This is a genomic window from Psychrobacter sp. Ps1, from assembly GCF_022129425.1.
Classification (GTDB): Bacteria; Pseudomonadota; Gammaproteobacteria; order Pseudomonadales; family Moraxellaceae; genus Psychrobacter.
The window spans coordinates 1-24307 of the sequence record NZ_JADQAN010000017.1 but is presented as its reverse complement, the minus strand read 5'-3'; the positions used below and the strand labels follow the sequence as shown (position 1 = coordinate 24307).

At 42.3% G+C, this 24307-nt stretch carries 17 protein-coding genes, 4 tRNA genes and 1 pseudogene; 12 read left to right on the top strand and 10 right to left on the bottom strand.

Features of this window, described 5'->3' with window-relative positions; genetic code table 11:
• Positions 1–73 precede the first annotated feature (73 nt).
• On the bottom strand, positions 74–1510 hold the full coding sequence (locus I3249_RS09625; RefSeq protein WP_238069781.1) for an FAD-binding oxidoreductase: 1437 nt from the start codon (positions 1508–1510) through the stop codon (positions 74–76).
• Positions 1511–1846: 336 nt separating this feature from the next.
• Between I3249_RS09625 and serA the strand changes: the two genes are divergently transcribed.
• Complete coding sequence (gene serA, locus I3249_RS09620; protein WP_238069779.1) at positions 1847–3073, top strand: phosphoglycerate dehydrogenase; 1227 nt, start codon at positions 1847–1849, stop codon at positions 3071–3073.
• Positions 3074–3222: 149 nt separating this feature from the next.
• On the opposite strand, the gene I3249_RS09615 is transcribed toward serA, so the two are convergent.
• From I3249_RS09615 to I3249_RS09595, 5 genes and pseudogenes are all read right to left on the bottom strand, one after another.
• Positions 3223–4221 carry a rhodanese-related sulfurtransferase gene (locus I3249_RS09615; RefSeq protein WP_346268583.1) on the bottom strand — a complete coding sequence of 333 codons (999 nt, stop codon included), beginning with the start codon at positions 4219–4221 and terminating at the stop codon, positions 3223–3225.
• 304 nt (positions 4222–4525) lie between these two features.
• Positions 4526–5653: an HNH endonuclease gene (locus I3249_RS09610; protein WP_238069775.1), complete on the bottom strand. Its 1128-nt coding sequence runs from the start codon at positions 5651–5653 to the stop codon at positions 4526–4528.
• A 151-nt stretch (positions 5654–5804) separates the two neighbouring features.
• Positions 5805–6386: a tetratricopeptide repeat protein gene (locus I3249_RS09605; RefSeq protein WP_057758462.1), complete on the bottom strand. Its 582-nt coding sequence runs from the start codon at positions 6384–6386 to the stop codon at positions 5805–5807.
• 414 nt (positions 6387–6800) lie between these two features.
• Complete coding sequence (gene metW, locus I3249_RS09600; RefSeq protein ID WP_057758464.1) at positions 6801–7409, bottom strand: methionine biosynthesis protein MetW; 609 nt, start codon at positions 7407–7409, stop codon at positions 6801–6803.
• A 32-nt stretch (positions 7410–7441) separates the two neighbouring features.
• Positions 7442–8770 (bottom strand): annotated as a pseudogene (locus I3249_RS09595) (homoserine O-acetyltransferase); the annotation flags it as partial.
• Positions 8771–9259: 489 nt separating this feature from the next.
• On the opposite strand from I3249_RS09595, the gene hemH reads away from it, so the two are divergent.
• Positions 9260–10279 carry a ferrochelatase gene (gene hemH / locus I3249_RS09590; protein WP_238069773.1) on the top strand — a complete coding sequence of 340 codons (1020 nt, stop codon included), beginning with the start codon at positions 9260–9262 and terminating at the stop codon, positions 10277–10279.
• Between the two features lie 114 nt (positions 10280–10393).
• Here hemH and I3249_RS09585 read toward each other — a convergent pair whose 3' ends face one another.
• The 4 genes from I3249_RS09585 to I3249_RS09570 form a co-directional block, all read right to left on the bottom strand.
• The gene (locus I3249_RS09585) at positions 10394–10768 is read right to left on the bottom strand and encodes a hypothetical protein (RefSeq protein ID WP_238069771.1); all 375 of its coding nucleotides are present in this window, start codon (positions 10766–10768) and stop codon (positions 10394–10396) included.
• 288 nt (positions 10769–11056) lie between these two features.
• The gene (locus I3249_RS09580; RefSeq protein ID WP_238069770.1) at positions 11057–11515 is read right to left on the bottom strand and encodes a hypothetical protein; all 459 of its coding nucleotides are present in this window, start codon (positions 11513–11515) and stop codon (positions 11057–11059) included.
• Between the two features lie 364 nt (positions 11516–11879).
• Positions 11880–14858, bottom strand: coding sequence for a DNA polymerase I (gene polA, locus I3249_RS09575; RefSeq protein WP_238069768.1), 2979 nt, complete (start codon positions 14856–14858; stop codon positions 11880–11882).
• 263 nt (positions 14859–15121) lie between these two features.
• Positions 15122–15535, bottom strand: a complete 414-nt coding sequence (locus I3249_RS09570) for an organic hydroperoxide resistance protein (RefSeq protein ID WP_238069766.1) — start codon at positions 15533–15535, stop codon at positions 15122–15124.
• Between the two features lie 254 nt (positions 15536–15789).
• On the opposite strand from I3249_RS09570, the gene I3249_RS09565 reads away from it, so the two are divergent.
• From I3249_RS09565 to I3249_RS09520, 10 genes are all read left to right on the top strand, one after another.
• On the top strand, positions 15790–16692 hold the full coding sequence (locus I3249_RS09565) for a hypothetical protein (protein ID WP_238069764.1): 903 nt from the start codon (positions 15790–15792) through the stop codon (positions 16690–16692).
• A 205-nt stretch (positions 16693–16897) separates the two neighbouring features.
• Entirely contained in the window at positions 16898–18493 is a 1596-nt protein-coding gene (locus I3249_RS09560; RefSeq protein WP_238069763.1) for a peptide chain release factor 3, read from the top strand.
• A 203-nt stretch (positions 18494–18696) separates the two neighbouring features.
• The gene (locus tag I3249_RS09555; protein ID WP_238069762.1) at positions 18697–19548 is read left to right on the top strand and encodes an RsiV family protein; all 852 of its coding nucleotides are present in this window, start codon (positions 18697–18699) and stop codon (positions 19546–19548) included.
• Positions 19549–19705: 157 nt separating this feature from the next.
• A complete protein-coding gene (locus tag I3249_RS09550; protein WP_238069761.1) occupies positions 19706–21019 on the top strand; it encodes an FHA domain-containing protein in 1314 nt (437 codons plus the stop codon).
• 175 nt (positions 21020–21194) lie between these two features.
• Positions 21195–22691 carry an anthranilate synthase component I gene (trpE, locus tag I3249_RS09545; protein ID WP_238069760.1) on the top strand — a complete coding sequence of 499 codons (1497 nt, stop codon included), beginning with the start codon at positions 21195–21197 and terminating at the stop codon, positions 22689–22691.
• Between the two features lie 192 nt (positions 22692–22883).
• Positions 22884–22959, top strand: a tRNA-Thr gene (locus I3249_RS09540).
• 67 nt (positions 22960–23026) lie between these two features.
• Positions 23027–23110 (top strand) — tRNA-Tyr (locus tag I3249_RS09535).
• An 84-nt stretch (positions 23111–23194) separates the two neighbouring features.
• Positions 23195–23268: transfer RNA gene (locus I3249_RS09530), tRNA-Gly, on the top strand.
• A gap of 103 nt (positions 23269–23371) precedes the next feature.
• A tRNA-Thr gene (locus tag I3249_RS09525) sits at positions 23372–23446 on the top strand.
• A gap of 209 nt (positions 23447–23655) precedes the next feature.
• Complete coding sequence (locus I3249_RS09520) at positions 23656–23973, top strand: DUF6122 family protein (RefSeq protein ID WP_238069759.1); 318 nt, start codon at positions 23656–23658, stop codon at positions 23971–23973.
• Positions 23974–24307 lie beyond the last annotated feature (334 nt).

The following is a 24307-nucleotide window of genomic DNA, read 5'->3' as shown; positions in this document are numbered from 1 at the left end:
TTATAAATCCAAAAGAAGACGCTAGCCTTTCGGGTTAGCGTCTTCTTTTTGGGATAAGCGTTTAGCATGCTCATCACATATCAAAAATCTTACCACGGTTCATAATGTTGTTTGGATCGAATACTTTTTTGACTTCTCGTAAATAATCAATCTCAGTCTCGCTACGGCTATAGTGCAAGTACGGCTTCTTCGTCATACCAACCCCATGCTCAGCAGATACTGAACCGCCATACTTCTGTACTGTCTCAAACACATATTTATTGACGACCTGACACTCAGCAAAGAAATCATCTTTGCTCATGTTTTCAGGTTTTAAAATATTCAGATGCAAATTACCATCACCGATATGACCAAACCAACAGACTTCAAAGTCAGGGTAGTTACTGCTGACAATGTGATCAATCTCTTCGATAAAGGTCGGTACGTGGCTTATTAGTACAGACACATCGTTTTTATAAGGGGTAAATACTGAGATGGTCTCTGAGATATACTCACGTAGTTTCCACAGCTCTTCAGCCTGTGTGAGATTTTGGCTCATGACACCATCAACAACCCAACCTTGCTCCATACAATGCTCAAATATGGCCATGGCTTTGTCCATAATCGGCTCATAAGGCGCTTCAAACTCTAATAGCGTATAAAACTTGGTACGTGATTCAAAGGGCTCTTGTACTTGACCATGTGCCATCAGCTTATCAATCGCTACATCGTCAAAGAACTCAAACGCTGTTAAATCAATCTGTGCTTGAAAAGCAGAGAGTACGTTCATCACATCGTTAAAGCTATCCATACCAAGTACCATGACGTTTAAGTCTTGTGGCTGACGCTCAAGTTTGATTTGCGCATGAGTAACAAGACCAAGCGTGCCTTCGCTACCGATGAATAGTTGGCGTAGGTCATAACCGGTGGCATTCTTTACCATGCCGCGATTCAGCTGCAAGATATCACCTTTACCAGTGACAACAGTCAGTCCCATAATCCATTGACGGGTCATGCCATAGCGAATGACTTTGATGCCGCCTGCGTTGGTGCCGATGTTGCCGCCTATCTGACTAGAGCCTGCTGAGGCAAAGTCGACAGGGTAGTATAGGTCTTTTGATTCAGCGAATTCTTGCAACTGCTGGGTGACGACACCGGCTTCGACTTCAACCATGCGATCGGCAGGATAGAACTGTCCGATCTGGTTCATTTTATCCATGCTAACGACGATTTCGCCGTTAGCAGCGACGGCACCAGCAGACAGACCAGTACGACCACCACTAGGCGTCAGGACAACATTATGCTCATTGGCAAGCAGGACGATAGTCTGTACTTGTTCGGTGGTCTTTGGAAAGACGATGGCAGCAGCAGCAGGAGCAAAGTGTTTGGTCCAGTCTTTACCCCAATGCTCTAAGCTCTCAGCATCGGTTTTGATTTGGGTAGGGTCGAAATCATGGGTATCAGTAAGCGTGCTCAAGATGGTTTGCACGGCATTGGTTTCAGATGTAGGCTGAGCGGTAGTTGGCGTCATGGTCAAATCTCAATATTAGCGTAAGCACGATGCTGGGACTGTTTATTATATAGCGAAATAACTATAAATTCAGTGATGAGTCAGCTCGTAGAGGTAATAAGTGGATGATAATTTTTACCTATAAGAATAGGTAAGTAATAAATAATTGATTCGATCGGTTTTAAACAGAATAATTCACTATAGCATAAAAATTTTTCAGGCTTGATAACCAATAATTCATCTAATCTGCTAACATCGACTTCAAATTTTGTGTAAGATATCGGGACTGTTTTCGTTTCCTCCATCATAGATTATCCAACAGGTAATCTTATAAAACAATTATAGGACAGTTCTCATATGGCGTTATCACTACAAAAAGACAAAATCCGGTTTTTATTGCTTGAAGGTCTACATGACAATGCCCTAAAAGTATTGGAAGGAGCTGGTTACCACAACATCGAGAATATCAGTCACGCTTTAGATCAAGACGAGCTGATCGAAAAGATCAAAGATGCGCACTTTATCGGTATTCGTTCGCGCACTCAGTTGACGCGTGAAGTACTTGAGCACGCACACAAGCTTATCGGCATTGGTTGCTTTTGTATTGGTACCAACCAAGTAGATCTAGACGCCGCTCGTGATCTTGGTATCCCTGTCTTTAACGCGCCATTCTCGAACACTCGTTCGGTAGCTGAGCTAGTATTGGCAGAAGCCATTATGCTGTACCGTGGTATTCCTGAGAAGAATGCAACCGTACATCGCGGCGGCTGGGGTAAGTCTGCGACTAACTCACACGAAGTGCGTGGCAAGACTATCGGTATCGTCGGTTATGGTTCTATTGGCTCGCAGCTGTCTGTCTTGGCAGAAAGCTTCGGTATGAAAGTCATCTATCACGACGCTGTGACTAAATTGCCACTAGGCAACGCGGTACAAGTTGGTAGCCTAGAAGAGCTACTATCAACGGCTGATATCGTGACATTGCATGTGCCTGATGTACCAAGCACTCGCTATATGATGAAAGCTGAGCAGTTCGCTCAGATGAAAGAAGGCAGCTACTTTATCAATGCGGCTCGCGGTACGTGCGTCGAGATTGACGATCTAGCAGATGCGCTTGAGTCTGGTAAAATCTTAGGCGCGGCTATCGATGTGTTCCCAAAAGAGCCAAAATCAGCTGACGAAGAGTTTGAGTCACCACTACGTAAGTTTGATAATGTGATTTTGACGCCGCATATCGGTGGTTCAACCCAAGAAGCACAGGCCAATATCGGACTGGAAGTAGCAGATAAGTTTGTTAGATACTCTGACCAAGGTGATACGGCGACTGCTGTGAACTTCCCAGAAGTATCTGTTCCGTTTAAAGAAAACTCGCATCGTCTACTACACATTCATAAAAACGTGCCAGGCGTACTGTCTCAGATTAACCGCTTGTTTGCTGAAGCTGGCATTAACATCCTAGCGCAGAGCCTGATGACAGAAGGTGATGTTGGTTATCTAGTGATGGATGTCGATTATAACGATTCGACCGCTGCACTAGACCAATTAAAAGATGTAGAAGAGACTATCCGCGTACGTATCTTATTCTAATATAGTCAATCCGCTTTCAAATTGGATTAACTATATCAGTGCTAATAGTTTTGATACGCATTGAAGATTTATCATAAAAAAAGAGAGGCTCTATTGATTAGAGCCTCTCTTTTTTATTTCACTTCTATTTTATTGTACTAATGCTAAGTTTAGTTGGCTTTAGCGTTGTTTGCAGCTTCTGCTTGTAAACGAGCTTCCGTCTTAGCAGCTTTGCGTTTTTCTATTACATCCATCACGTCACTACCGATATGGGCTTCACCACGCTTTTTGGCTAACTGCATTTGGTGCTCGCGCTCACGGAAACGGGCTTTCTGCTCGTCGGTCGCTTTGTCAATACAGTGTGGGCATGATTCACCTTTGATATAAGCAGGGCTTTGCATATCATCGACAGTGATCGGCATACGGCAAGCAAAACACTGCTCGTAGCTGCCTTTTTCTAAGTTGTGGTTGACCGAAACTCGATTATCAAAAACAAAGCAGTCACCTTGCCACATAGAATCACTGGCAGGGACTTCTTCGAGGTATTTTAGGATGCCGCCTTCTAAATGATAGACCTCTTCAAACCCTTGCTCACGTAAATAGGCAGTAGATTTTTCGCAGCGGATACCACCTGTACAGAACATTGCGACTTTTTTATGCTTGGTTGGATCGAGCTCTTTTGAGACGTATTCTGGAAACTCGCGGAACGTTTCAGTGTTTGGGTTGACTGCATTTTGGAAGGTGCCGATTTGCACTTCATAGTCGTTACGCGTGTCGATCAAGGTGACTTCAGGATCTGAGATCAACGCATTCCACTCGCTTGGTTTTACATAGCGACCAACGGATTCCAATGGGTCGATATTCTCGACACCCATGGTGACGATTTCTTTTTTCAGTTTCACCTTAGTGCGATAAAAAGGCTGTGCGTCAGTATAGGATTCTTTAAAGGTAAACGTACCAATCGCCTCAATACTACGCAGGTAGTCAAGTACGGTATCGATACCTTGACGCGTACCAGAAATCGTACCGTTAATGCCTTCGCTCGCAAGTAACAACGTGCCTTTCACATCGTTATCGAGCATAGTGTTTAGTATGGGCTCACGATACTGTTCAAAATCAGCAAAGCGTGTGAACTTATATAGTGCAGCAACGACGATATTATTAGTCACACTATCGTATACAGGGGCTGATTTATTGTCAGTTGTAGTAGGGCTGTGAGTGGTGCTATCTTGGATATTGCTACTTTGAGTGGTACTCATGTTTTTCTCCTGCTGGCTAGGTCGTAAACCTAGTGCGTTGGTAATAAAAAAATAGATAGGTATATAACATTATCTCAATTGTGGAATTGGTTAATGCGCGCGTAGTGTAGCAAATTTTGCTAGGGTTTTGAATAGTTTGTATTGCTTGGCTTGCTGCATAGGAAACAAAAAAGCCCAGTAAAATACTGAGCTTTTTATAAAGGATTTGATGTTTTCAGCTTTGTTTATAAATATGTTTCCTATGATATTGTAAATACTTCTTATGCTCAGAAGAAATATTTGATAGTTTCATTTCTTTGTTGATAGATAAGGCCTGAAGGTCATTGGCACTGATTTTATTTGAGATTAGTATGTGACCTAAATCATCGAAACTTATAAAACCTGCATCAAAACACACATCCAAATTTGGTGATAGAAGTAAGCCGTTGTAAAGGCTAAGACGTTCTATGTCTCCGCATTCAGACCAAGGTTTGATATGAGATGCTCTTAATAGTTTTAGTTCCTTACATCCAGTGACAGCACAAGCAGACCAATATTCGATAAGACTTTGTCTAAACTGACCTTGACCAATACGTGATTTTACAATTGAGTCTCTTTCTGTACTACTACGACTTAAATACTCACTAACATCAGCAAGCTTATCTTCTCTTTCCATTTGTGCAGAAAGCATCCAAGCAAACGAATGAGCATCTAACAAACTAACCTCATTTTTGAGTTCTTCAATTAGCATTATTTTGATAGCGCTAATAAGTTGCAAATAAACAAAGTAATTTTCCCAAGAACAACGTTGACTAGTTTTGAACTCTATTCCTAATAATGAGAATGCTCTATCAAAATAAGTAGGTGCGATAGGTAAGTATTTTGAGTTATCTTTAATAAAATAAAGATAAGCTAAAAGAGAATAATTCCTTCCAAAAATTTTAATCAACTCATCAAATATTTGTTCGTCATTTGATGAATGATAAAGGTTAAATAAAACGCTCTCAATTTCTTCTGTCTTAACAGGGTTACCAATTGCTTCAAAAAGTGGTTGATGTGGTCGATTTTGTTCGCCATAGCGATTTTGCCATGGAACTAAATTATTATCTGGAAACTCAATGGCCTCAATGGTTGCCAATATAATTTTCCCACTTCCAATGTCATAATTTTTCCATGTATGAAATGAAAGCTTATTGCGAGCAACTCTGTAAATCTGATACTTATATCCTTCTTGTTGATCTGTATAAGGATGTGAAGCAAAAGACACAAAAGCTATATTTGACTTTTCTTCCACAAACTTTATAAAAGCATCGTACTGTTTTTCAAATAGGTATGGGTTTATTATTGAGGTAACTGTTTGCATGACATTCCTTCGACTTAGGAGGCTACAAGTTTATTAGGCGTATATGATTAAGCTGATTTCACTTTATATAACTTTTTTGCTTTCGTACACAAAAAATCCAGCTCAAAGGCTGGATTTTCATTTTTAAACTAAAACCGTATGTTACTAGATACTATTTACTCTGGAACCAAGTATCCGCTTTGCTACGAGCACTGGCGATATCATCACTTGATAAGTTCAATGCCAACTGACCAATCTTACCGCGTGCTTTGTTACGCACTTTTTCATCTAGCATGCCATCACGGGCAGCCAAGTCATACCATTTATAGGCATCGACCAGATTTTTTTGCTTTTCATCTAATAGCGCAAGCGTGTAACTAGCACGGTTATCGCCACGCATCGCAGCTTTTTCTAACCATAGACGGGCTTGTTGTAAGTTAGGCTGTACACCTTCGCCGCGCAAATACATGATGGCAAGATTCAACTGAGCAGGGGCAACACCTTGCTGAGCGGCTTTGGTGTACCACTGGATTGCTTGTTGGGTATTTTGCGCAATACCTTCACCTTTTTGCAAACGCTTGGCCAGATAGAACTGAGCATGATCGTTACCTTGGGCGGCACGACTAGACAACTCGCTCACAGGCATAAGCTCAAAACGTGAGGTATCAAGCGGTACGTTTGATATTAACTCAGCATTGGCTAAACCAGCACAAGAAAATAATGCAGTAAACAACGCAGCTTTTAATAATTTCATAGCAGCTCCAAAATTAGGCAGTTAATAAGCAAAAAAAAATTGTACCGCTAAACATTGTCTCGCTAAAGACAGTCAGACGGCGATAACAATTAGGTGGAATCTTGCGATATGAACTTACCTAATCATTAGCAAAAGGGGGTTGTCATCTCTAAATCAGAGATTTCACCCTAACTGATTAGACAAACGGTCGTAATAGTGGGGTGGCTGACAATATTTTGCTAGCTTAACACCCAAACTTACGAAACTCAAATACTAATTACAAGGTCTCATAGACGTTTGTACCTGATTGTCTTTAACAAAATCAGGCAGTTACTAAAAAATTATATTAAGTTAACAATCTATTAAGGTTAATATCAGTACTTACAGCACTGTTTAACATTCTATAAAACATAAAGCCAGCTGATAATTTAACGGTTATTTCTTGGTCACTCGGTAGATAGCGACGTCTGCTAACAAGTTAGGCGCTTGTCTTATTAACGCTTTCATTAGCGGTGTGTGACCTTTTTCAGAATCACTAACCGCAAAACGATTAATAATATGAATATCATGCTGCGCACACAACAGCTCAAAATCTTTGAAGGTACATAGGTGAATATTTGGTGTGTTGTACCATTCGTAAGGCAGCGCTTCAGAAACAGGCATCATACCTTTTAGCCCTAAATGAATACGGTTTTGCCAATGCGCAAAGTTAGGGAAGGTAATGACTGCTTCACGGGCAACTCTCAGCATATCAAGCAACAACTCATCAGGTGCTTTTACTGCTTGTAGGGCACGTGCCATGACAACCGTGTCAAAGCTGTTATCAGCAAAGCGCGCTAGACCATCATTGAGATCCTGCTCGACAATTGATAGGCCATTACCAATTGCCTCATTAATTTTGTCTTCATCAATCTCTAGTCCGTAACCTGTTACGCCTAATTTCTGCTGTAAGTGGGCAAGCAGCTCGCCATTACCACAACCTAAGTCCAGTACATGTGCTTGCGGCGCAATCCAGCGCTCTGCCAATTGGTGATCCATTCTCATGAGCGTTCTCCTGTGGCTGGGCGGCTAGGGGTAATAAATGGCGCAGTCAAAAACCCTTTAACCGCACCCATGTAGCGAGGAATATCAAACAAGAATGAGTCATGTCCGTGCGGCGCGTCAATATTGATATAGCTGACTGGTTTGCCAGTGGCCATCAGTGCATCGACAATCTCTTGCGAGCGCTCAGGTGCAAAGCGCCAATCAGTGGTAAATGACACGACTAGATATTGGCATTGTGTATGAGCAAAGGCTGCTTTGAGCGCAGAAAGCTCTTGCTGACGATCAGATTCAATATCTTCAATCGTCGTGACCGCATCTTCTAACTCACTCTGTGCCTTGGCTTTGCTAGATTCGACTGACGCCGCGATTGAGTCTTCTATTTGCACTGCCGACTCTGTAGTATCTTTTGCTACGGTTGATGGGTAGTCGCGTATTGGATAGTCGCGCGTCGGATCAAAGTAATCTAAGGCTTTGGTCATAAGCAGATAGGTATTGGCATCGAAGTTTTCACTAAAGCGCTCGCCTTGATAGCGTAGGTAGCTTTCGACCTGAAACTCGACATCGTAGCCATACATGAATTTACCTGATTTTAAATCACGGCCAAATTTGGCTTTCATCGCGTCATCAGTTAGATAGGTAATATGGCCAACCATACGCGCCAATATCAGTCCGCGACGAGGATAAGTGCCTTCTTGTATATAGCGTCCGTCTTTGAAGTCAGGATCGGATAATATAGATTGGCGCGCCACTTCGTTGAAAGCGATATTTTGAGCAGATAATTTTGGCGTACTGGCGATGACCACACAGCGCTTTAACCGCTCTGGATAATCAACAGACCATTGTAGCGCTTGCATACCGCCCATTGAGCCGCCGACAATGGCGTGCCAAACGTCGATGCCTAAACGATCTGAGAGCATGGCTTGGGTTTTTACCCAGTCTTTGATGGTGATCAGCGGAAAATCAGGGCCATACACTTGTGGCTCATGGCTGCTATCTGAATCAAGGCTGTCCGAACTAACACTATCCGAGCCAACGCTATCTGGATTAATAGTGGTAGGCCCTGTTGAACCAAAACAGCTGCCGATATTATTGACACATACTACATAGAACTGATTGGTATCAATCGCTTTATTAGGGCCAATCATATTGTCCCACCAGCCTGCTTTTTTGTCATCAGCACTATGGAAGCCAGCTGCATGATGATTGCCTGACAACGCGTGGCAAATCAGAATTGCATTTGATTTGTCGCTATTGAGCGTACCGTAAGTCTCTACCATCAAGTCAAACGAGGGCAGGGTACGGTTGCATTCTAACGTTAAGGGCTCAGCAAAATGAAAATTCTGAGGCGTAACGACACCCACCGACCCTACAGTATTGTCGGTATTGGCTGAGCCATTAGGGTGAGGTTGTGAATTAGGATGCTGGTCACTGGTATTATCAGAGCGTGCGTTCAAAGCTACCTCGCAAGACTACAATCATCAATAAAATAAAAGCAAAATGGCACGTTGCTAACAGGCTATTTTACCTACACGGTTTTTATAAACTGGGCCTGCCTATTGTATGGTGATGCGCGTTGGAGTACAACCGTCGAGCATGCCTTTCGAGCGTATCGATCGTAGTTTTTATAGAGGATGCGCTATAAATGAATAACGAATACGTCGCCAGCATCAAGTAATCAAGAGTCAATAAATAGCAACTGCGTATCAAATTGTATAGGTGCGCTTTTAGCCCGCGTCATTAATAGATAAAATGCTACACTAATGAGGTGTCTATTCAACTGTGTCTTAACAGTATCGTTTCTTATTACTTTGACCTAACCCTTAATAACTTACTGCTAATAAAGTGCTGCTATGAAACCTAAATTGCCCCCACGTATTGCCGTTTTGTTAGTGAATCTTGGTACACCAGATGAGCCAACGGCCCCTGCCGTACGTCGCTACCTCAAACAGTTTTTGTCAGACCCACGAGTGATTGAGATTCCCAAATTTCTATGGGCTATTATTCTGAATCTATTTGTCTTACCAAGTCGTCCTAAACGCGTAGCAAAGGCTTACGCGAGTATCTGGGAAGGTGACTCACCGATTCGTAAGATACTAAAAAGCCAAGTTGAGCTATTAGAACCACGTTTGGCTGATAGTGTGGCGCCATTTCGTGTCTCTGTGCATCCTGCGATGAGCTATGGTAATCCTGGTTTGCCTGATGTGATGGACGCGCTACGTGGTGAAGGGGTTGATCACTTTGTCATTCTGCCGTTGTTTCCGCAGTACTCTGCCTCTTCAGGCGGTGCCGTATATGATGCGCTGACGAAGTGGACGCTCAAGCAACGCAACTTGCCAAATTATACGATTGTCAAAGACTACTTTGCTCATCCGCTGTATATTCAAGCTTTGGCCAACTCTATTCGCCGTTTTCAAGAGAAGCATGGCAAGCCCGAAAAATTGATGTTTAGTTTTCATGGTATTCCGCAGCCTTATGCCGATAAAGGTGATCCTTATCCTAAACGCTGTAAATGTACGGCTGCGCAAGTGGCGCATGAACTTGGCCTGAACGATGACGAATGGATTATTAGTTTCCAGTCACGCTTTGGTAAGCAAGAGTGGGTTAAGCCATATACCGATGTGGTGTTGGAAGATTGGGGTAAGTCAGGTGTGCGCTCGGTACAGGTGATCAGTCCGGCGTTTTCAGCAGACTGTCTAGAAACACTAGAGGAGCTAGCCATTGAAAACCGTGACAACTTCCTTAATGCTGGCGGGCAAGAGTATCATTATATCCCTGCATTAAACCTTGATGAGACACATATTGAATTGCTTGAAGCGTTGAGCCTGCCTTTGGTAAAAGGTTGGGCTGGCACGTTAGATGGTTGGGTTTAGACAGTCGAAAGTCGCTATTTTGGTAAGTTGAATAGTAGAATAAAAAAAGCACGCTTAACTATATCAAGCGTGCTTTTTTATGAATAAAGATTGTATTAACAGTTATGTTAAGTGCTAAAAATCATCATCGTTGCTACGTTCGGCCGCTTCTCTATCAACAATATCCATCGCATCTGGATAATCGCTGTCATCGAGGTTGTCTTGAACCAAAATCTCATCGACCCGTGACTCATCGATATTTTGACGATGCGCAGGTGTGAGTCCTTGGGTTGCATCACTACCGACTTCTGAGTTATTAAATCCCGTGCTATTATCAATCACATCATCGTTGTCGATGGTATGCAGCATAGGATTGTCCAAATCGACCAATTGATTGTCTTGTTCATCCTGATTATTGTTATCTGAGTTATCGACGCTGTCATTGTTATCACGACGATTACCGTCAATATGATCCATCTCTTCTGGTAGTGGATTTTTTGAGTTTTCCATGAATAATTCCTTATTGTAGTTATTAGATGTCGCCATCATTAGAAATAAAAATATCGTACTGGTTTATCAGAGCATCGCTCATTGCAATGTAGATAATATGCTTCTCAGTTTGTACGCTTAATCAACTTTTCACTAGTAGTAAGGTGTGACAGGATGTTCAAAAAATGTAAGACGTTGATTAGAACGCAAAACGACTACTCAAAATGAGCAGCCGTAATTGTTTATAAAATTTTTGCTAAGTCTTTGTACGATAGCAAGATTGCTACATAAGAAATCAAACTTATAGTTTTAATTATTGGCGTGGTCGAACTTATAATTTAACTTCTGTACCAGACATGACTCATAGTCAGCCAGTTTAAATCGCCATAAATAGGTCAATGCAATACCATAAATGGCAGTCTCAGCCAGCTCTTCGACAATTTCACCAAATGTATGCGGGAACATAATAGCGTTCTCACCCATGTATTGAATGATAGCCAGTACAGTAACGCTAAGATAGAGCGAAACTGGCACGTTTTTTAGCATTGCCCATAGGTAATGCCTCGAATAGACTAGCAAACCAAGCGCGACGAGATAGATAACGGTAAGGACGCTGTCCTCCCACCAGTCATAAGATTGACCAAGCATCGAAAAGTCGCTTGGAACCAGTAAGTCTGGTAGATAATTCAGCTCTCGACGAATGACAGAGACAAATATAAGTACGGCTGCCAGCCAAAAAGCCTTAATTTGTTTGACATGACTTTTCATAACATATTGTAAAATACGCAACAGGCATGCTATCAAAAGTATAATGCCAGGGACTTCAATGATGCCATCTGAGCTCAAAATAAATGACTCCTGCGTATCAAAAAGAATGTGTTAAAAACAAAAAAGTGAGCCCAAAGGCTCACTTTAAAGCGAAAATATCGAATAGTTAGGGTTTAATAGATGACCTATTATAAACCTCATATCTAGATATTACTGTTATGAAATATAACTAACTGGTCATAAGTGATTGCTAAGATAAACAATATATAATGACTTATTGTAGTGTCAGTTATCAAAAACTGTCATATTTGCAAAGTACATGAATAATCATACCTTGCATGCTTAATAAAATATCAGTGAATGATTAGTGTGCCTCATCCCAGTTTTGACCGCTATCAGTCTCGACTAATAAAGGTACTGCAAAGTCTACATTCCAGCCTTTTTCTACTGCTGTAGTCGTCAATACATCTTGCATAGCATTAGTAATTAGCTGGCTAACTTCGTCTACTTTATCGGCATCTACTTCAAACACCAATTCATCGTGAACCTGTAGCAGCATTTTAGCTTGCTCTTTTGGCAGTACTTTATCAACGGCAATCATAGCAAGTTTGATTAGATCAGCAGCAGAGCCTTGTAGTGGCGCGTTAATCGCCGCGCGCTCAGCACCTTGCTTGACCATACGGTTGCTATGATTGATATCAGGCGTATAGAGCTTACGGCCCAATATCGTCTCGACATAGCCTTGTTCATAGGCGCTGGCACGAGTATTGATCATATAGTTTTTGACGCCTGGATAACGCTCAAAGTACATATCGATATAGTCTTGTGCCTCGCCGCGGCTCATCTGTAGCTGCTTGGCAAGTCCGAAGGCACTCATACCATATAGCAAACCAAAGTTAATGGCTTTAGCATTACGACGTTCGGTTGAAGTGACGTCTGCGACATCCTTACCAAGCACTTCGGCAGCAGTGGCCGCGTGAATATCTAACCCTTCGTTAAAGGCATGAGTTAGGTTTTTATCACCTGAAAAATGCGCCATTAAACGCAATTCAATTTGTGAATAATCCGCTGCGAGAATCACGCGGCCTTCTGGTGCGATAAAAGCTTGACGAATGAGGCGACCAGTCGCAGTACGAATTGGGATATTTTGTAAGTTAGGATCTGTCGATGACAAACGCCCAGTGCTCGTTAATGCCTGATGGTAGCTAGTATGTACACGATCGGTTTCGCTATCTGCGACATTATCGAGTGCGTCGGTATAAGTGCTCTTAAGCTTGGACAGTCCGCGATACTCTAGTGTAATATCGACCAATGGATGATCGATTTTTGAGAGTACCGCCTCACCAGTCGAGTATTGACCAGACTTGGTTTTTTTGCCACCAGCCACGCCTAGCTTTTCAAACAGCATCTCACCAAGCTGCTTAGGAGAGCCTAAGTTAAACTCTTCACCTGCTACTTCATAGGCGCGCTTCTCTAGGGCGATAATTTCTTCATCAAAGCGTTTTGACAGCTCGTTTAAGAAGGAGCGTTTAATCAAAATACCATGCGCTTCCATTTGGCAAAGTATCTCTGCCGTTGGAATTTCTAGCTCGTGTAGTAATTTGGCATTATTGGCATCGTTAGCTAGCTCAACGCTGAACACGTCAAATAATTGATAGGTGATATCGGCATCTTCACACGCATAGTCGCTCGCGATATCGATGGCCACTTGGTCAAAGGTAACTTGCTTAGCGCCTTTACCTGCTACATCTTCAAAGCTGATGGTTTGCGTTTGCAAATAATGACGTGCCAAATCATCCATACCGTGGCGAGTGGCTGCCGCATTGATGACATAGCTGGCAAGCATCGTATCCATTGCCCAGTTATTTGGCTGCTCATGTATGGCACCGACTAGATCGATATCATAGTGAGCGAGAATGTGCGCGTCATACTTTAGATGCTGACCGATTTTACCGATATTTGGATTTTCTAGTACAGGTTTTAAGCGAGCTAATACCGTATCACGATCAAGTTGCTTGGCTATTAGCTCATCACCTTCTAGGCTATGCGTAAGTGGAATGTAATAGGCTTCGTGTGCTTGCAATGCGAAAGATAAACCGACGATTTGTGCGTCACGCCAATGAACGCTAGTGGTTTCGGTATCAATGACAAAGTGCGGAGCAGCTTCTAACAATTCGACCAAGCTATCAAACGCTGGCTCATCGAGTACAGTGTGCCACGCTTTATCATGGTTAGTACTGTCTTTGATGTTGTCGGTATTGGTGGATTGGAGAGATTTTGCCACCTGTGCCTGTGACTCAGTATTGGCTTGGCTATCAGCAACACTTTTAGAGCCATTGGCAGGGTGATTTGGGTGATCGAGTGATGCCAGCTCATTTCTAAACTCAAGCTCATTATATAAGTCGCGCAATTCATCTATATGCGCACAAGGATCGGTATTGATTTTTAGGTCATTCCAATCTTGACCGATTGCTAAGTTAGTGACGATGGTAGCCAGCTTTCGATTAAAAGGAATATCGTCGGCGTGTTCAATTAGACCTTTCGCCCCGCGACCTTTGATAAAGCCAATGTGCTTGAGCATGTTTTCGATATCACCATACTCAACGAGTAGGTCTTTAGCGGTCTTTTTACCGATACCAGGTACGCCTTTGATACCATCAGAGGCATCACCCATTAGCGTTAAGAAATCGATCATTTGATTTGGATTGATACCAAACTTATCGATTACTGCTGGCGTATCCGTGACTTTGCCCGTAAAGCTGTCTTCTAGTATTACGCAGTCATTAACCAGCTGCATCATGTCTTTATCACCCGTCGAGATGACCACGTGATGACCTTGCTCGACAGCGCGATGGGCAAGTGTACCAATGATATCATCGGCTTCTGCACCTTCAATACGCAACAGTGGAATACCTAATGCAGTGACCAAACGATGAATATAAGGAATTTGCTCTACTAGCTCGATATCGATGGGTGGACGAGCGGCCTTGTAATCAGCAGACATATGATGGCGAAAAGTCGGTGATTTGGTATCGAAGCAAACAGCCATGTGAGTAGGATGATAGCGACGCATCAGCTTTAGTAGTGCGTTGAGTGTACCGCGTATCGCATTGGTGATTAGACCCTGCGAGTTTTGCATGGTTTTTGGCAAGGCGTGATAAGTGCGGAACAGATAATAGGAGCCATCAACCAAAATAAAAGGTGGCTGATCTTTGTCTACATGACTGGTATCCATCAGCGCCACATTAGGCATGGTATCGAAGTTCGGTAGTGCTTTGGGGTCAAGCGCTTGGTGAGAGTTGTGGTCGTTATCGGTGGTATTGTCAGCTATGTCATCAGTCATAAAAGTCACTTATCAGCTATTAGATAAAAATATATACGCTTATTATAACGATAAAATCATCGTGTGCCGAACTGCTTAACCGTTACGAGATGTTCTATCGTGTTCTTTTTTATTGAAATCTACACTGAGTTTTCGATATGCTATTTCCGAGACAAATGAATTGGTAAAAACAAAAAAAGAACCCAGATAAACTGAGTTCTTTTAATGTCTGATGACTATCAACTATTTGTTATTAAATAGTTGATAAGAAATCTTTGAATGCGTTATCTTACTTCTGAAGAGACTTCGACATCGATGTTACCGCTGGTTGCTTTCGAATATGGGCATACTTCATGCGCTTTTTCGACCAACTGTTGAAACTCGTCAGCTGACAATTCTGTATTTTCACCAATGACATGAATTTTAGCAGCCAGTTTATAGTCATGGCCTTCGCCTTGAAGCAAATCTACTTCAATTGAAGTGGTTGAATCAAACTTTGCTTTTTCCATTTGCTTAACAGCTGCAAGGGCGCCATCAAAGCAGGCACTGTATCCCATGGCAAATAGTTGTTCTGGGTTATTGCCCTCTTTTCCAGAGCCTGGTGGTACCATGTTTATAGTCAGGTCATTGTCACTTAAGCTTGCTGAACCTGCCCGGCCGCCAGTAACAGTCGCTTTGGTTGAATACAAAGTTTTCATAACATATCCTTTGTTTTGGTTTTTGGATTTGAATAGTGAATCTAAATATGCAACCTAGGATAACAAATCATTAAAACAGCTCAGTGAGTCGGTAGTAAATATTTACGACAAGTTTGTAAATATGGCTTTTGGAGCTCTCTACAGTAGCAATACCTGCTGGTGCTAGTAAACAAAATGACCAAAGCCATGTGGTTGGTCATATTAATATCATCAAATTGGGTGATAAAAAATCTAAATCATAAGGACATTGTTCGATGAATAGAGTGGTTGCGATATCTGGTGTTTTCTTCTGGACAATGCTTGCTTTGATAGGCTGCGAAGTAGATGACGGCAGTTATGATTCTGACAGCGACAATATTACGTTGACGAGCTTTGCCAATAGTTACGATAGTAAGGCCAACGATACCGCTATTGCACGCATCGATGAAACCTATCGCACAGGCGCACGCAACATCAAAACTACCAATCTCATCAACAGTTATAGCAACCAGAGCCTAAATGATTTAGACAGAACGGTACTGGCAGATGATTTCGAAGGTCGACTCGAAAACAAAGACATCGGAGTCAATGGTCGCACGGTCAAACGCCCTATCTATGAAAAAAACAGTAATAACAAACTGGACTATCAAACCACCTATCAAACACTGGACTTGTCGGGCTTAACGACCCGCAGTTATAGCACGGGCACGAATATCGAAGAACGCCGCGGTATTCTCACCGATTTGAGCAACTACTCAGAAATTCCATCCAATGTTGCTTTCCCTGAAGGCTCCGTTTGTTACATTCCAGTCGTGACAAGCGAGCAATCATTTTGGGCATTCAACGACAAAAATAAGACAGGATACTCGTCATTAAGTGAATGGATCGAGGCTGCCGAACGACGCTTTAGTGATGATAGAGATTATAGACTGTCTGAGTTTGACGTTGGCAAAGGGAGTAAACTAAAAGCGGCGCAAGTGATGTTCTTTGAATATAAAAATCAACCTGCCTATGAATATAGTGGTGTTGAATATGGGAAGGATATTTATGAGGCAAATTATGTCGCCAAAGGTAGTACTGACCCGAATACGGACAGTCGTTTTGACGTAGTCGATTGTACAATCGTCAATGAGGTGGCTGGCGACTTCTTAGCTGAGCAAATAGAACGCTACTACTGAGATGAATTGATGGCTATTAGTCGTGCTACTCAAGCAGGATGATCGCAATTTAAAAGCCCAAAAACACGCTTTGTTTAAATAACGGAGCGTGTTTTTTTATACGCTAATTCTGCACCCTGATGCTAAATCCGCTACAATACGCTCATTATCTATTCTATTTATTTAGAGTCATTTCTAAATCACATAACTGTTGAAGCTGAAAATTATGAGCGTAGATCCAAAGAAATTAAACAAAGAAGTTGCTAAGCGCCGCACCTTTGCCATTATCTCGCATCCCGATGCTGGTAAGACCACCATGACCGAAAAACTCCTGTTGTGGGGTCAAGCGATTCAGGTAGTGGGCGAAGTAAAAGGCCGTAAGACAGATCGTCATGCAACCTCAGATTGGATGAGCATGGAGCAAGAGCGTGGTATCTCGATTACGACGTCTGTCATGCAGTTTCCGTATAAAGACCATATGGTCAACCTACTAGATACCCCAGGTCACGCCGACTTTAGTGAAGATACTTATCGTACTTTGACTGCAGTGGATAGTGCGCTGATGATGGTCGATGGTGCAAAAGGTGTGGAAGAACGAACCATCAAGCTGATGGAAGTATGTCGTATGCGCGATACGCCTATCATCTCATTCGTCAACAAGCTAGATCGTCAGATTCGTGAGCCGCTTGAGTTGCTTAGCGAAATCGAAGCCGTTCTAAAAATCAAATGTATCCCAGTGACTTGGCCTATCGGTATGGGTCAAGACTTCATCGGTGTCTATCATTTGACTGAAAATAAAACTTACTTTTATGAAAAAGGTAATGGCGGCAAGATGACGGTCTCTGAGACCCGAGAAGGCTACGATTATCCAGATATCCGTGAGCGTCTAGGACAGTTGATGTTTGACGCTTTCGAAGAGTCGCTTGAGCTGGTACAGATGGCGTTAGAAGAGTTCAGTGTTGACGCATTTTTGGCTGGCGAGATGACGCCAGTATTGTTTGGCACGGCATTGGGTAACTTTGGGGTAAACATGGTACTTGATACCTTAGTCAAGTATGCACCGCCGCCAAAAGCTCATCCAACGACTGAGCGTGAAGTATCAGCCACCGAGACAGATTTTACAGGCTTCGTCTTTAAGATTCAGGCCAATATGGATCCGCGTCACCGTGACCGTATTGCGTTCTTGCGAGTGTGCTCTGGTAAGTACGAGAAGGGCATGAAAATGAAACATGTGCGTCTGGGTAAAGACGTACGTATTGCTGATGCGCTGACCTTTTTAGCAGGTGACCGCGAGGCGCTAGAAGAAGCCTATCCGGGTGATATCATTGGTTTGCATAACCATGGCACCATCTCCATCGGTGACAGCTTCACTGAAGGCGAAGAGTTAAGCTTTATCGGTATTCCGCATTTTGCTCCTGAATTGTTCCGCCGTGTGGTACTAAAAGATCCGCTTAAATCAAAAGCTCTGCAAAAAGGTCTTCAACAATTAAGTGAAGAGGGCGCAACGCAGGTCTTTATGCCGCAGATTAATAATGATTTGGTTTTGGGTGCGGTCGGTGTCCTACAGTTTGAAGTGGTCGCCCATCGTCTCAAAGAAGAGTACAAAGTTCAATGTACCTTTGAGCCAGTATCGATAGCTACGGTACGCTGGATTCATTGCGATGATGACGTGGCTTTGGCAAAGTTCAAGAAAAAAGCCCATGACCAGTTATCAATCGATGGTGGTGGTTATCTGACTTATCTTGCGCCATCACGGGTCAACTTACAATTGATGCAAGATCGTTATCCAGAAGTGACTTTTAGTAGCACTCGCGAACATTAAATTTATTTATATCTCTATATTGTTCATTGATTAAGACACGCTAGCCGTGTCTTTTTTATTGTCTGTTATTTATGTGATAAATGCGAGGAGATAAGCATTTAATTGTCAACAGAACCTTAAAAACACAAACAGTGTTCCTACAATACAGTGCAATTGTTACGGTAGAATGATAAACAACATTTTATATTTATAAAAGAGGACATATGCACACTACGACTCAAACTGATGATAAATCTATATCGGCTGATCTATTTTCGATAAAGGTAAGCCAGAGACGTTCAATTGCTATGTTGACTGGCAGCCTATTATTAAGTGCCGTTAGTATGTCGGTAAATGCAGGAAGCTTTCTTAGTAGCACTGAATATCTACCGTATCAACTACCCAGTAATATACAAGAGACATGTGACAAGCGTGATAACTGTCCAGAGATTGAAATTAAATATCTCAAAAGTAGTCAAAACTGGATAGATGAGATTGCCAATGCCCGTATCGATAACTTAGTCGTCAATAGTCAGATGACAGAGTCAGCACCTATCAAGGGTGAAAGCAGCGAAAAAGAAGTTACGGCTGCTCTTGATAACTTTGTGAGCTCACAATTTCGAGATATGCCTGATGATGTGTCGTGGGGTTATAATCTGATGGTAGCGCCCAATTATCTAGGTCATGTCGATGACTTTGAACTGTTTGAGATTAGCTCTTATATCTATACCGGCGGTGCACACGGCATGCCTTATAGCGAGTATCTAGTATTTGACCCAAGTACCAAGAAGCAAGTCATGCTTGACGACATGCTTATCTCAGGGCAAAAACCTCGTTTTGAGGCACTTGCCTATGATGCATATAAAGTGTGGGTTAAAACGGTTGCCGAAGACGTGAATAGTTATGAGAAAAACTGGCCATTTACGTTAAGCGATAATGTGACCTTGACTGATAAAGGCGTTAGCATTCGGTATCAGCATTATTCTATCGGCCCATATGCTTACGGTATGCCTGTCCTTAATATCCCCTATAGCAAGCTTGATGAAGTTGTAAAACCTCACTTTATACCAAAGTAAATACTGTATGGTGTCTGAGGAAAGTACTTAATCAACCGTGCTAGGCAACTATTATTAAAGAAATAGCGACAATACTTATCATCAATTGGCAGTAATATTTTAGAGTTATTATTTTTAGCATCATTGGATATTCAATAGAAAAATAAGGAGTTATAACATGACAAACGAGACAGAAAGTATGAATACGGCAGCAAGTACAACTTGGCAGCTAAATGCATTGACGGAAGCGCTAGGTGACCTGACACTGACAGTTAGTGATAGCTTATCTATAGGTCGTGGTAGTGATAACGACGTAGTGCTAGGTAGTAAGCAGGTTTCTCGCAACCATGCAGTGCTCAGTGTATTAGATGGTCAGTTGTATGTGAAGGACTTAGATTCTTCTAACGGCACGTTTATCAATGAGCAACGTATTGCAGGCAATGAATCTAGTCATCTAAAAGCAGATGATACGCTTGGCTTTGCAAGCTTTAGCTTTCAAGTACAGGCATCTACTGCACCTGCAATGACAGAGAGTGAGGCACTAGCGCCAGTGACCACAGACGAGCCAGTAGCAGGTACACATGAGAATGCTGACACAACTACCGTGCTAGAAACTCCTCCTAGTGAGCCTATGACTGAAGAGCAAATAGTTGAAGAAAGCATTCTTGAAGAAAGTGCGAGCAAAGAAGCTTTAATTGAAGAAGAGCCGATCATAGAGCAAACAGGCAATGAGCCAGTGGTCAAAGAAACTGGCATCGAAGAAATGTTACCTGCTACAGATGATACTGTACCTGTAGAGCCTTTACCTGTAGATGCCGGCTCAGATATGACCGAAGACTCAGTAACTTCTACGCACGAAACTGTTGAATCAGTTGTTGAAGAACCAATTGGTGAAGAGCCGGCTTTTGAAGAACCGGCTTTTGAAGAGCTAGCTACCGAGGAAGCCGTTTCTGCAGAGCCAGTTGTCAAAGAAACAGGGATTGATGAAGTACTGTCTGACGCGGATGTAGCATCGCCTACGCCAGTAGAAGAAACGCCAGTTGCTACAGAAGTAGTAGCTGACGCATCTGTACCAACGGCAACTGAAACAGAGGCTGTGACGACTACAGAGCCACCACAGACAATATCTGCTGATAGCGCGCCAGTGGTAGAAGAGCAGCCGGCAGTGCATGAGGAGCCAGTAATGCATGAAGAGCCAGCAGTCCAAGACGAACACGATAAAACGACAAAAACAGAGTTACAAGAAGAAGCTGACCCTGAAGTTTTAAAAGCCAAACAAGCAGCTAGTGCACAGTTTTCAGGCACGGCTAATTTAGGGCAGCCGCGTGATCTTGGTACCGAAGGCAATAATGCGATGGATCAAGAAATCAGCAACCCTGCCCATGCAGGTCATGTAGAGAAAAAAGCAAGCGGTGGCTGGTTTATATGGGTATTTGTGACCATTCTAATTATCGGTTTGGCCTTATGGTTGTTTAATATGGGCGGTGCATAATTCAAATCTATACTAGGTCTTTGTCGTAATTTTTGATAGAGAGCCTTGTTGTGCTTACCGTTTTTTAAACAAATGACTCATTATAGCGTCGATATTTTAGCGAATATTGGCGCTATATTTTATAGAGCAGCTTATAGTTTTATTATTGCCTATAAGGTGCTAAGAGAGCGCTATTATGATGACTTTTGAAGAATACCAAGCTTTTAGAGATAGAGGCTTTAGTCACGCACCACTAGTAAAAAAACGTCTGATGGATGCGCAGACTCCCGTATCTGTATTCTCCAAAGTACGTGATCTAAACGGCTCTGCCTATCTGTTTGAGTCTGTGGTAGGCGGTGAGCGCTGGGCGCGATACTCCATGATTGGATTGGGTAGCGATCTGATTTTACAGTACGCTGATGGCAATATGACGACCAAACGAAACGATCATATTGATACAGAGTCAGTAGAGAATCCCTTTGATTACCTACGTGAGCTGATGGCGCAATATCATATGCCAACCGCTGAAGATGTGCCGACGATGCCGAGCTTTAGTGGCGGTCTAGTCGGTTACTTTGGCTACGATATGGTACGTGTTATTGAGCCAAGTGTCGGCTTATCTGATGCGGCCAACCCAATGTCGATGCCAGATATGTGGCTGATGCTTTCGATGAGCATTATTGTATTTGATAATTTAGAGAATACGCTATCAATCATCGTCTATGCTGATTGCCAGTCTGAGGATGGCTACAGTTCAGCTATTCGCGAGCTAGAACAAATCGAAGAAAAGCTAGCAGAACCGTCTAACTTGCGCGCACCTGTAATGCCTACGCCTAAATTTATATCGCAAACAGGTGCCGAAAAATACTGTAGCGATGTCAATAAAATAAAGGATTACATTGCCGCAGGTGACGTCATGCAGGTAGTGCCAGCGCAGCGATTGACAGCGGACTATACAGGCGACTCTCTAGCCGTCTATCGTGCGCTTCGCTACCTTAATCCGTCGCCTTATCTGTTCTTGGTGCATGGCTATACACTCGATGATCACAAACGCTTTGATATTATCGGTGCTTCTCCTGAAATCCTATCCCGTATCGAAAATGGCAAGGTGACGGTAAGGCCGCTAGCAGGGACACGGCAACGTGGCCGAGATAAGGCTGAAGACCTCGCGCTTGAGCAAGAGCTGCTAAATGATGAGAAAGAAACAGCGGAGCATTTGATGCTCATTGATTTGGGTCGCAATGATCTTGGCCGCGTTTGCGAATATGGCAGTGTTAAAGTCACAGAAAAGATGTTTATAGAGCGCTACTCACAAGTGATGCATATCGCATCTAATGTTGAGGGTACGATACGAGCTGACAAAGATGCACTAGATGTGTTTTGTGCCACTTTCCCAGCTGGGACGCTATCGGGCACACCCAAAATCCGCGCTATGCAAATTATCGATGAGATAGAACCAGTACGTCGAACAGTATTTGGTGGTTCAGTTGGTTATCTAGGTTGGAATGGTAATATGGACACGGCCATTGCTATCCGTACTGCGGTGATGCGCCGTGGTGAGATACATATTCAAGCCGGAGCAGGGGTTGTTGCTGATTCTGTTCCAGAAAAAGAATGGGATGAAACCAATAAAAAAGCATTGGCATTAATAAAAGCGGTAGAAATGGCCTGTAATGGCTTGCGTATTCGCTAATTAAAGAGCTAGTGATATGGCAAAAATAAAGGCTGCAAGTAAAAAGCCAATTTATCGTCATATTTTTATTTATAAAAAAACTAGCTTAATCAGTAACTTAAATATTTATATCAAATTAATTTAAAAAAAGATGAAAAAGTACTTGCGCATCTCAAAAAATTTGATAGAATAGCCACCACTTTAAGAGAACAAGCCGACTTAGCTCAGTTGGTAGAGCAACTGACTTGTAATCAGTAGGTCGCCAGTTCGATCCCGGCAGTCGGCACCATCTCTCTTAAAGTAGCTTTTTATGAATTTGTCTTAAATGTAAGTCATTTTTGTTCAAAGCAACCTAAGGTGGGGTTGGGGAGCGGTCAAACCCAACAGACTGTAAATCTGTCGCGAAAGCTTCGAAGGTTCGAATCCTTCCCCCACCACCATATTTTCTAAAGTTTGTCATAGCGCCAAGCATACTCTCTATATCTCATAACTCTCGATTATAGTTATCCTGAATAAGAGTAAATGCGGGTGTGGTATAATGGTAACACCTTAGCCTTCCAAGCTAATGACGCGGGTTCGATTCCCGCCACCCGCTCCATATATACACCATCGCAAAGCATAACAATAAATCATCACGAGAGTCAGTAATTATTGCTGCATCGTGATATTTTTTTTAGTGCAACTCAAAGGTTTCAATATACGCTCATATAGCTCAGCGGTAGAGCACTCCCTTGGTAAGGGAGAGGTCTCGAGTTCAATTCTCGATATGAGCTCCATTTATTGTTTATACCTTTTATGCTTGTTTTGCTATTTATATAACTTTGCGTCGATATCGAAATTATAGAATATTGAAATATATAACAGTAGTGCGGTAGACAATGATTCAAAGGTGACACTGAGGTGTTGCCTTTTAGTGCTGTCAGTATATTAATAAATATTGGTTTTGATGGTCTTATATAGAGAAGACTAAAACTAATAGGTCAGTATGCAGACATTAATACATTATTTTTTGCACTTTGGTTTTCCTCTTTTTATCGCGATTGCGTTTTTTAGAAAAGAGTGGAAAAAAGCATATCTGATTTTGCTTGCGACCATGTTGGTTGATATAGATCATCTGGTAGCAAACCCAATATTTCAGGCAAATAGATGTAGCATTGATTTTCATCCGTTACATACTTATTATGCGATGCTAGTGTATTTTGTTTTACTCTTTCTTCGTAAGCCTTTTAATATCATTGGAATTGGATTGCTGTTCCATATGTTAACGGATTTTACGGATTGTTTGATGATGTCGGTCAGCTAATATCGCGACCTTGCATATCAAGATAATTGTACGGTTATAAGAAAGGTTATAATCAATCGATCTTTATATCTACTGGTTAGAGAGAAGTTGATTTCGATTGAGAGATGTATGACTATTTAAGAAAAGTCAGCGTATAATAACGGATACAAGAATTAGTTCGGAGCATTGTTTAAGCAGTGGTTCGTGCGGTTGATAGCTAGGTTTATGATGATTTAATTCTATTATGAGCCATTAAACAGCTTTTTATTGATCATTCACCAAAAAAAGAGGAAATACCCATGGCAAAGGCCAAGTTTGAACGTAACAAGCCACACGTCAACGTCGGTACAATCGG